10 protein-coding genes are annotated in these 9,017 nt (G+C 63.2%); 6 read left to right on the plus strand and 4 right to left on the minus strand.

Annotated features, from left to right (window positions below; all coding sequences use genetic code 11):
* From K344_RS0111900 to K344_RS0111920, 5 genes are all read left to right on the plus strand, one after another.
* A partial coding sequence (locus K344_RS0111900; RefSeq protein WP_028080856.1) for an ExbD/TolR family protein occupies nucleotides 1-337 on the plus strand: 337 nt, incomplete at its 5' end.
* A gap of 32 nt (nucleotides 338-369) precedes the next feature.
* Entirely contained in the window at nucleotides 370-1,623 is a 1,254-nt protein-coding gene (locus K344_RS0111905) for a tetratricopeptide repeat protein (protein WP_245586202.1), read from the plus strand.
* A gap of 54 nt (nucleotides 1,624-1,677) precedes the next feature.
* Nucleotides 1,678-2,886: an acetyl-CoA C-acetyltransferase gene (locus K344_RS0111910; RefSeq protein WP_028080858.1), complete on the plus strand. Its 1,209-nt coding sequence runs from the start codon at nucleotides 1,678-1,680 to the stop codon at nucleotides 2,884-2,886.
* A gap of 82 nt (nucleotides 2,887-2,968) precedes the next feature.
* Complete coding sequence (locus K344_RS0111915) at nucleotides 2,969-5,086, plus strand: 3-hydroxyacyl-CoA dehydrogenase NAD-binding domain-containing protein (protein ID WP_211234536.1); 2,118 nt, start codon at nucleotides 2,969-2,971, stop codon at nucleotides 5,084-5,086.
* 95 nt (nucleotides 5,087-5,181) lie between these two features.
* Nucleotides 5,182-5,979, plus strand: coding sequence for an enoyl-CoA hydratase-related protein (locus tag K344_RS0111920; RefSeq protein ID WP_043114418.1), 798 nt, complete (start codon nucleotides 5,182-5,184; stop codon nucleotides 5,977-5,979).
* 4 nt (nucleotides 5,980-5,983) lie between these two features.
* Here K344_RS0111920 and K344_RS21445 read toward each other — a convergent pair whose 3' ends face one another.
* Nucleotides 5,984-6,775: an enoyl-CoA hydratase/isomerase family protein gene (locus K344_RS21445; RefSeq protein WP_051362173.1), complete on the minus strand. Its 792-nt coding sequence runs from the start codon at nucleotides 6,773-6,775 to the stop codon at nucleotides 5,984-5,986.
* An 8-nt stretch (nucleotides 6,776-6,783) separates the two neighbouring features.
* The gene (locus tag K344_RS0111930; protein ID WP_211234537.1) at nucleotides 6,784-7,587 is read right to left on the minus strand and encodes an SDR family oxidoreductase; all 804 of its coding nucleotides are present in this window, start codon (nucleotides 7,585-7,587) and stop codon (nucleotides 6,784-6,786) included.
* Between the two features lie 367 nt (nucleotides 7,588-7,954).
* Here K344_RS0111930 and K344_RS23535 point away from each other — a divergent pair, with 367 nt between their 5' ends.
* Nucleotides 7,955-8,287 (plus strand): 2Fe-2S iron-sulfur cluster-binding protein, encoded by a 333-nt coding sequence (locus K344_RS23535; RefSeq protein WP_084197357.1) that lies wholly within the window; start codon nucleotides 7,955-7,957, stop codon nucleotides 8,285-8,287.
* A 9-nt stretch (nucleotides 8,288-8,296) separates the two neighbouring features.
* Here K344_RS23535 and K344_RS21450 read toward each other — a convergent pair whose 3' ends face one another.
* Both K344_RS21450 and K344_RS0111940 read right to left on the minus strand, forming a co-directional pair.
* Complete coding sequence (locus K344_RS21450; protein ID WP_157622888.1) at nucleotides 8,297-8,635, minus strand: hypothetical protein; 339 nt, start codon at nucleotides 8,633-8,635, stop codon at nucleotides 8,297-8,299.
* Between the two features lie 73 nt (nucleotides 8,636-8,708).
* Nucleotides 8,709-9,017 (minus strand): carboxyl transferase domain-containing protein (locus tag K344_RS0111940; protein ID WP_028080862.1); only part of this gene is annotated, 309 nt, incomplete at its 5' end.

Here is a 9,017-nt window from a genome sequence, read left to right on the forward strand (position 1 = left end):
GGTGCTCTTGATCATGCTGATCATCACGATCCCGGTGCAGACGCACGCGGTGAAGCTGGACATGCCGCAGGCGACGCCGCCGGCGACGGACGCACCGCCGCCGCCGTCCGTGGAACTGGAGATCGACTTCGACGGCACGTACATCTGGAACGGCGAGGCGATCAGCCGCGACGTGATGAAGTACCGCTTCCAGCAGGCGGCCAAGGAAGATCAGCAGCCGGAGTTTCACATCCGGCCGAACCGGCTGGTCGAGTACAAGTACGTCGCCGCGGCGCTCGCCGACGCACAGCGTCTCGGCGTCACCAACATCGGCATCGTCGGCAACGAACAGCTGTGAACACGCCGGCGAACGAGAAAGGAGAGCCCAGGATGGCACATCGCACCCCGAAAACCAGGCGCATGAGCACACAAAGCACCCATCTGGCCGCTGCGGCGATCCTGCTGCTTGCGGCACAAGGGCCGGTACAAGCTGCAAGCAAAACGGTCCGTCCGGAAATCGGCCAGTCACTGCAGGGTGCGCAGAAGGCCCTGCAGGCAAAACAGTTCAAGGAAGCGCTGGCTGACATCGCCAAGGCCGAAGCGGCCGGCAGGCTGACGCCATACGAGGCCTACCTTGTACTGCGCTTAAAAGCATCCGCGGCCATCGGGCTTGGCGACTACCGCGCCGCGCTCGCTGCTTATGGCCAGGTCGTCGATTCGCCGGAACTGCCCGCCGAGGAGAGGCTGCAGGTCCTCGATTCCTACGTGAAACTCGCCTATACCGCGAAAGACTACCCGCGCGCTGCGGCGGCCGTGACGAAGTACCGCGAAGCCGGCGGCCGCGATCCACAAACGCTCGGTCTCTACGCACAGTCGCTGTTCCTCGCCGGTCGCTACAAGGAAGCGGCCGACGAAATCAGCCGCCAAGTCGCAGCAGCCGAACAGGCCGGCCAGCGCCCGTCGGACAGCCAGCTGCAGTTGCTCGCCAACTGCGCGCTCAAGCTGAACGACATGAACGGCTACACGGCGGCGCTCGAGAAGATCGTTCTCTACACGCCCATGCATGACTACTGGCTGGACCTGATCATACGTACGGCCGGCAAGCCGGGCTTCTCCGCCAATCTTGATCTCGATCTGTATCGTCTGCGTCGCTCGACGGGGACCTTGGAGAAGGCCGGCGACTACATGGAAGCAGCGCAACTGGCCTTGCAGGCCGGCTATCCGAACGAGGCCAAGGCTTTCATCGATGACGGCTATCGCAGCAATGCCCTGGGCGACGGCCCCGATGCGACGCGCCAACAGCGTCTGCGCGAGCTGATCGACAAGAAAATAAAGGACGACAAGGCTACGCTCGCCGAAGGCGAGAAAGCCGCCGCTGCGCAGCCGACGGGTGATGCCCTGGTCGCCACCGGCTTCAATCTGATGACATACGGACAGGCCGATCAGGGCTTGCCGCTGATGCAGAAGGGGCTGCAAAAGGGCGGGCTGAAGGCACCGGAGCAGGCCAAGCTGCACCTCGGCTATGCGCTGCTGTCGGCCGGCAGGAAGGACGCCGCACAGAAAGCTTTCGCCGCGGTGCAAGGCAACGACGGCGCCAGGAGCCTCGCCCGGCTCTGGATGATCCAGCTGCGCCACATGAAATGAGTTGCACTGCACTTTCCTCCGACGATCCGCACCTGACAGAAGTACGAGAGACGCATGACTGAAGCCTACATTTACGATCACGTCCGCACACCACGCGGCAAGGGTCGCTCCGACGGCGCGCTGAACGAGATCACGCCACTCCAGCTCGGCACCCAAGTGCTTCAGGCGCTGCGCGACCGCAACGGGCTAGACACGGGTCTCGTCGACGATGTGGTCATGGGAGTTGTGTCGCCGGTTGGTGAGCAGGGCTCCGTATTGCCGCGTTCGGCAGCGTTGAATGCCGGCTACGCGCAGCACGTTCCTGGCGTGCAGATCAATCGTTTTTGCGCGTCGGGTCTGGAGGCGCTCAATATTGCGGCCGCGAAAGTGATGTCCGGCCAGTCTTCGGCGGTCGTTGCCGGCGGCATCGAATCCATGTCGCGTGTCCCGATCGGCTCGGACGGCGGCGCCTGGGCCACAGATCCCGCATTCGCGGCGAAGATCAGTTTCGTGCCGCAGGGCATCAGTGCCGACCTCATCGCGACACTCGACGGATACACGCGCGAAGACGTCGATGCCTTCGCGCTCGAGAGTCAGCGACGTGCCGCCGAAGCGCAGAGTCAAGGACGGTTTGCCAAGTCGATCATCGGCGTGCGTGACGTGATCGGGGAAATCATTCTCGACCGCGACGAATACCTGCGCCCAGGCACAACGATCGCCGATCTTGCGAAGCTCAAGCCGGCATTCGAACAGATGGGCCATGCCGGCGGGTTCGACGGTGTGGCGATCCGCCGCTATCCCGAAGTGGAATCGATCCGTCACGTACACACGGCGGGTAATTCGAGCGGCATCGTCGATGGAGCCTGTGCTGTCCTGCTCGGCTCGAAGGCTTACGGCGAAGCCGCCGGCCTCAAGCCGCGTGCGCGCATTCGTTCCTTCGCATCGATTGGCTCGGAGCCCTGCATCATGCTCACCGGTCCAGCGCCGGTGACAGAAAAGGCTTTGCGCCTGGCCGGCATGAAAGTCGGCGACATCGACCTGTTCGAAGTGAATGAAGCCTTTGCCGCCGTCGTGCTCCGCTTCATGCGCGCGCTCGACGTATCGCACGACAAGGTCAACGTCAACGGCGGCGCGATCGCCCTCGGACATCCATTGGGCGCCACCGGCTCGATTCTCGTCGGTACGGTCCTCGACGAACTGGAGCGCCGCGATCTCTCGACCGGCTTGTGCACGCTCTGTGTCGGCGCCGGCATGGGTACCGCGACGATCATCGAACGACTCTGAATCGCCCTTTCGAATCTCTTCCGGATTACGCATCAAGATGAATCATTCACTACGCTTCGAACTCGCCGACGACGGCATCGCCGTGCTGACGATCGACGTGCCGGGCCGCCCCATGAACGTGCTGACGGACGAATTGCAGGCCGAACTCGTCGCTGCGATCGAGCGCGTCGCCGGCACGCCGGAAATCAGGGGCGCCATCCTGTTCTCGGGCAAGGCGAATGGCTTCGTCGCCGGCGCCGATCTCAAGGATTTCGTGAATGCCTACGATCGGGGCATGACGGCGCGCGAGGCGGCCGCCATTTCAATGAAACTGTCCAGCGCCATGCGGCGCATGGAGACCTGCGGCAAGCCGTTCGCCGCGGCCATCAACGGCATGGCACTGGGCGGCGGCTTCGAGCTGTGCCTGGCCTGCCACTACCGCGTGCTGTCCGACGATCCGAAAGCCGTCATTGGCCTGCCGGAGGTTAACGTCGGCCTGCTGCCGGGTGCCGGGGGCACGCAGCGGCTGCCGCGCCTCATCGGCATTCCGGCGGCGTTGCCGCTGCTGATACAGGGCACGCCGGTGAAGCCGGCTGAAGCGCTGAAGCTCGGCCTCGTGCATGCCTTGGCGCCGGCCGCCGACGTGCTCGAGCGCGCGCGCCAGTGGCTGCGGCAGTCACCCTCGGCCGAACAGCCCTGGGATCGCAAGGGCTTCCGCATTCCGGGCGGGGCCGGTCCGCTGGCGCCACATGCGATGCAGACCTTCGCGAGTGGCATCGCGCAGGCGACCAGTACGACGCAGGGCAACTATCCAGCCGCCCCAGCGATTCTTTCCTGCGTGTTCGAGGGGACGCAACTGGCGATGGATGTTGGCCTGCGCATTGAATCGAAATATTTCGGCAAGCTACTGTCTGGCTATGTCGCGCGCAATTTGATGCGCACGATGTTCGTCAGCAAGGGCGCCGCCGACAAGCTGGCGGCGCGCCCGGCCGGCATCCCGAAATCAAGGGTGAGCAAGCTCGGCGTGCTCGGCGCTGGCATGATGGGCGCGGGCATCGCCCACGTCGCCGCGCAGCTTGGGATGGATGTGGTGCTGCTGGACTCGAGCGTCGAACTCGCCAAGCGTGGCGCCGACTACTCGGCCAAGCTGCTCGCCAAGGACATCAAAAAAGGCCGCCTCACGCAGGACAAGGCCGATGCGCAGTTGACGCGCATCAAAGCGACCGACGACTACGCCGATCTCGCGGGTTCAGACCTCGTCGTCGAAGCGGTGTTTGAACAGCGCGATGTCAAATTGGCCGTGATGCAGAAAGCCGAGGCGGTGATTCCGGCCACCGCGGTCTTCGCCTCCAATACGTCGACCCTGCCGATCACCGGACTCGCTGACGGTTCTGCGCGGCCGCAGCAGGTGATCGGTCTGCACTTCTTCTCGCCCGTCGAACGCATGCCGTTGGTCGAGGTGATCGTCGGCCGGCAGACCAGCGACGAGACGCTGGCCAAAGCGCTCGATTTCGTCGCGCAACTGCGCAAGACGCCGATCATCGTGCGCGATTCGCCCGGCTTCTTTACCAGTCGCGTGATCATGACGTTCACGCATGAAGGCATGCGTATGTTGGAGGACGGCATCGAGCCCGCGCTCATCGAAAACGCCGCGCGCGCTGCCGGCTTCCCGGTCGGCCCGCTGGCGCTGTCCGACGAAGTCACGATGGCGCTGATGCAGAGCATCATCAAGCAGCAGGAGGCCGACAACCTGCCAGCTCATCATCGCAGCACGACGGCACGCTCGGTAATTTTCAGGATGGTCGACGAGCTGAAGCGACCGGGCCGGCGTTTCGGCGGCGGTTTCTACGAATATCCCGAGCAGCAGCCGAAACGCCTGTGGTCGGGTTTGGCCGAGGTTTACCCGCCGCGCGGCGAACAACCCGGCATCGACGAACTCAAACTGCGTTTCCTAAGCATCATGGCGCTGGAGTCGGCGCGCTGCTTCGAAGAGGGTGTGATCCGCGATCCGATCGACGCCGATCTGGGCTCGATCATGGGCATCGGCTATCCGAGCTGGACGGGCGGCGTGCTTTCGTACATCGACACCGTCGGTATTGCACAGTTCGTGGACGACTGCGAGCGCCTGGCGGGCCGCCTCGGACCGCGCTTCACGCCGTCCGAATGGTTGAAGGACCGCAAGCGGCGATCCGAGAGCTTCTATCCGTCCGCCGCCGCATAAGGTGGCACCTCTCTCCTTCGCGCCGACTCAAGCCCGTTGAAGGCGCGACTTAGTCCTCCCGTGTCCCCCGGGAGGTCTTTTTTTGGGTGCAGGAAATGACCGAGAGCCATCTTCAATACAGCGTGACGGATCGCGTCGCGTGCATTCGCTTCAATCGCCCACAGGCGTTTAACGCGATGAATTTTTCCATGCTGGGTGATATCTCGGCGCTGCTGAAGGAAATCCACGATGACAATGGCGTTCGCGCCGTCGTGATGACTGGCAATGGCCGCGCCTTCAGCGCCGGTGCCGATCTGGTCGAAACGCTGGCGCAACCGCCGCGCGACACGCAGGGTCGCATCGACCTGGGCTACGCCCTCGATACCTACTACAACCCGATCGTGCGACAGATGCAGGCATTGCCGCAGCCCGTCATTGCCGCGGTGAATGGCGTGGCGGCAGGCGGAGCCGCGTCGCTCGCGCTGGCGGCGGACATCACCGTGGCGGCACGTTCGGCGACGTTCGTTGAAGCCTTCGTCAACGTCGGTCTGGTACCTGACGCCGGTGGCAGCTGGCTTCTTCCGCAACTGGTCGGGCGTCAGCGTGCGATGGGCCTGACGCTGCTCGGCGAGACGGTCACCGCCGAACAGGCGCAGCGAATGGGATTGATCTGGGCATGGACGGAGGATGTGGATCTACTTCCGACGGCGATGCGCATTGCGCGCAAGCTGGCGGACGGTCCGCGCGCGAGCATCGCCGGCATCAAGAAGGCCCTGCACGCGGCGAGCTCGAACACGCTCGAGCAACAACTGGCCCTCGAGTCCGAGCTACAGCGCGAATGCGGACGTGCGCCGGATTTCGAAGAGGGAATGCGCGCTTTCGTGGAAAAGCGAAAGCCTGTTTTCGCGAGCTGAGCGTTCAGGGCCTGGCGAGCGCGGCGCGGATGAAGCTACCAATCTCCGGAAGTGCCGCAAGGCCGACGAGCGCTTTCTGCTCGCGATCGAGTTGTTCACCGAGGCTTGGCTGCAGGCTTTGCTGCAGGAGACGGCGGGTCTGCACGACGGCAGGTCCCGCAGCGATCAACGCCTTGGTGCGGCCGACGACCTCGCCCAAGAAGCTCGCATCGTCGGCATCGATAATCTCGTTGAAGATGCCGAGCTGCAGGGCGATGTCCGACTGCAGTGGTGCGCCGCGCAGAAGCAGCTCCAGCGCTTTGCGGTAACCGACGATGCGCGGGAGGAAATAGGTCGTGCCGGTGTCGGGAGAGAGCTTGAGTCGCGAAAAGCCTGCACGGAGCACCGCCGACGGCTTGGCATAGGCGAAGTCGCAGGCACAAAGCAGGCCGAGGCCGGCACCAGTCGCCGGACCATTCACGGCGGCAATCAGCAAGGGGCCGGCACTGACGAGCCGCTCGAGCGCGGCGTGTACGCGCGAAGCCAGATCGTTGAGAAGAGCGGCGAGGGCGCCTTCCTCCGCGGAAGATTCCAGTGCTGCTTTGAACGCGGAAACGTCTCCGCCTGAGCAGAAGACGCGGCCGTTGCCGATAATGATCAGCGCGTCGACATCGGAGCCCTCCTCGACACGCCGCGCGAGATCCTCAAGTGCTGTCGCCATGGCAGGGTTAATGCCATTCGCCGCTTCGGGCCGATTGAGGGTGGCGATGAGGATGCGTTCTTCCTGGCGGATCTCGATCGGGGCGCTGGTGTTCATGGGGACGCTCATTGCATCGGGACAAAATTGCCGTGGCGCATGCCGCCGTCGCAATCGAGGACTGTGCCCGTCACGTAGCGGGCCATCGGGCTGCAGAGAAATGCCACGGACCGCGCGATGTCTTCGACATCGCCGAACTTTCTGAGCGCCGTAGCGTCACGCACGAAGCGCTCGATCTCAGGGGTAGCAGAGAGGCGAGCCAGACCTTCGGTTCCGGCGATCGGGCCGGGCGAGACTGCATTGACGCGAACGCCGTGCGTCCCCCATTCCATTGCGAGGCATTTCACGAGCATGTCGATGCCTGCCTTCGCCGAGCAGGCATGTGCCTGATTGGCCATTGGTCTTTGTGCCTGAGGTGCGGTGATGGCGAGCAGCGCTGCGTCCTCGCGGCGCAGTAAGGGCAGGGCAGCCGAGAATACGTTGAAGGTTCCGATGAGATCGATTTCGATGACGGTCTTGAATGCGTTCGGTGACATCTTCTCGGCAGGAACGAAGAAATTGCCGGCAGCGGCGGCAATGACCACATCAATCTCCCCGCGGGTGCGCCTGATTTCCGTGAGACATTCAGTGATGCGAGGGGCGTCGCGAACATCGGCCGAGTAGCCGGCGGCGTCCGGTGCGATCTCGTAGATCGTCGAAAGCGCCGCGCTCAGCTTGTCCTGGTTGCGTCCGATGATCGAAATGCGGGCGCCGAGCGCCGCCAAGTGACGCGCGATACCGAGCCCAATTCCGGATGAACCTCCGGAGATCACGACGTTTCGGTCCCGGTAATCGAGGCTGATAGGGCTTTTGTCGGCTTGTTTATTGTTCAAAGCTCGTCCTCCGTGATGTGCGGCTACAGGGCGGCCGACCATATTCCTCCTGGCGAACGGCCTGGCCGGATGAGGAAATGCGTGCTGATGATTGCCGCTCTTGTTTTCATGCGACGCCGCGACGCGGCTCGTGCGATTCGCCGCTCAGGTTACGCATGATTGTGTCGTGACGCAAGTGTTTCCAAGGTGAATATAAGGCATGGCGAGTATTGCTAGACGATTCTGCGCTTCATGCTCGCGTATCTTGGAAATTATGTCTTGACGACATAATTTATTAACAGTATTTTCCTGATGGGTGGCAAAGCGTTGATCGTTGGCCTCACCTTTGAACCCCCCCCTGAAATGCAACTTGCAGAGACTGTAGACGATGCCTTACGAAGCGCCACGAAGTGCCGATGTGACTTTTATCGTCGACGGAAAGAGTTTCGAAGCGGATGCTGCCGAAGGTGACTCACTGATGGAGATTGCGGTCCGGCACGACGTGCCGGGCATCGTCGGCGAATGCGGCGGATCTTGTGCGTGCGGAACCTGTGAAGTTGTTGTTGCGGAAAGCTGGCGCACTGCGGCCGGCAGTGCAGACGATATGGAACTGGCAATGCTCGAAGCCAATGGCGCCATCAGAGACGGCGCCCGGCTCGCCTGTCAAATCCGCATGAGCCCACGGCTGAAGGGCATCGTCGTCTCTGTCGTATCGCGATAAGCGGGGCGATCAAGCCTTCTTTTTGCCGAGCAGCAGCGTTTCGACGTTTCCGCCTGCTCTGAAGGTCGCAACGAAGATATAGGCCAACGAATAGGTGCCACCCAGCAGCACCGCCAGCGCGCCGAGCGGAAGGCCGACGGCCAGGTTGCGCTCGCGATAGGTGATCCACGCGGCCATCAGCAGCAGATGAATCGAGAAATCTGCGTTGTATTGCGCGCGCCATGGATGCGCGAAATCCTCGAAGAAGACCTTGCCGCCCGGCGCAAGGCCCATGCTGTTCACCGCATGCACGCCGACCAGCAGGATGGTCATCCAGGCTACTGCGAGCACGACACGCAAGATCGTCATTGCCATCTCTCCCTGACTTCGGCTCAGCGGACACTATACCCGGTGCCGGCGTGAGCCGGCTCCGGCTCTATGGCTACATGCGGAACACGCCATACCGCGGATCGGCGATCGGCGCATTGAGCGCCGCGGAGATCGACATGCCGAGGGCGTTGCGGGTGTCGACCGGGTCGAGCATGCCGTCGTCCCAGATCTCGGAAGTCGTGTAGTACGCGCTCTGCTTGCGCTTGAACTCGCCGAGCACCGGATCGCGGATGGCGTCGATGTCGGCCTGGCTGAGCTTCTGGCCCTGCCTGGCGAGCTGGCGGATCTTGACGTCGGCGAGCGTGTTGGCGGCCTGCTCGGCGCCCATCACCGAGGTCTGCGACTGCGGCCAGCTGAACAG

The organism is Solimonas soli DSM 21787 (assembly GCF_000474945.1).
GTDB lineage: Bacteria > Pseudomonadota > Gammaproteobacteria > Nevskiales > Nevskiaceae > Solimonas > Solimonas soli.

Excerpts from the sequence above, each read along its gene's own strand:
- K344_RS0111905 (WP_245586202.1), top strand. The coding sequence starts at position 370 with ATGGCACATCGCACCCCGAAAACCAGGCGCATGAGCACACAAAGCACC.
- K344_RS0111910 (WP_028080858.1), top strand. The coding sequence starts at position 1,678 with ATGACTGAAGCCTACATTTACGATCACGTCCGCACACCACGCGGCAAG.
- K344_RS0111920 (WP_043114418.1), top strand. The coding sequence starts at position 5,182 with ATGACCGAGAGCCATCTTCAATACAGCGTGACGGATCGCGTCGCGTGC.
- K344_RS21445 (WP_051362173.1), bottom strand. The coding sequence starts at position 6,775 with ATGAACACCAGCGCCCCGATCGAGATCCGCCAGGAAGAACGCATCCTC.
- K344_RS23535 (WP_084197357.1), top strand. The coding sequence starts at position 7,955 with ATGCCTTACGAAGCGCCACGAAGTGCCGATGTGACTTTTATCGTCGAC.
- K344_RS21450 (WP_157622888.1), bottom strand. The coding sequence starts at position 8,635 with ATGACGATCTTGCGTGTCGTGCTCGCAGTAGCCTGGATGACCATCCTG.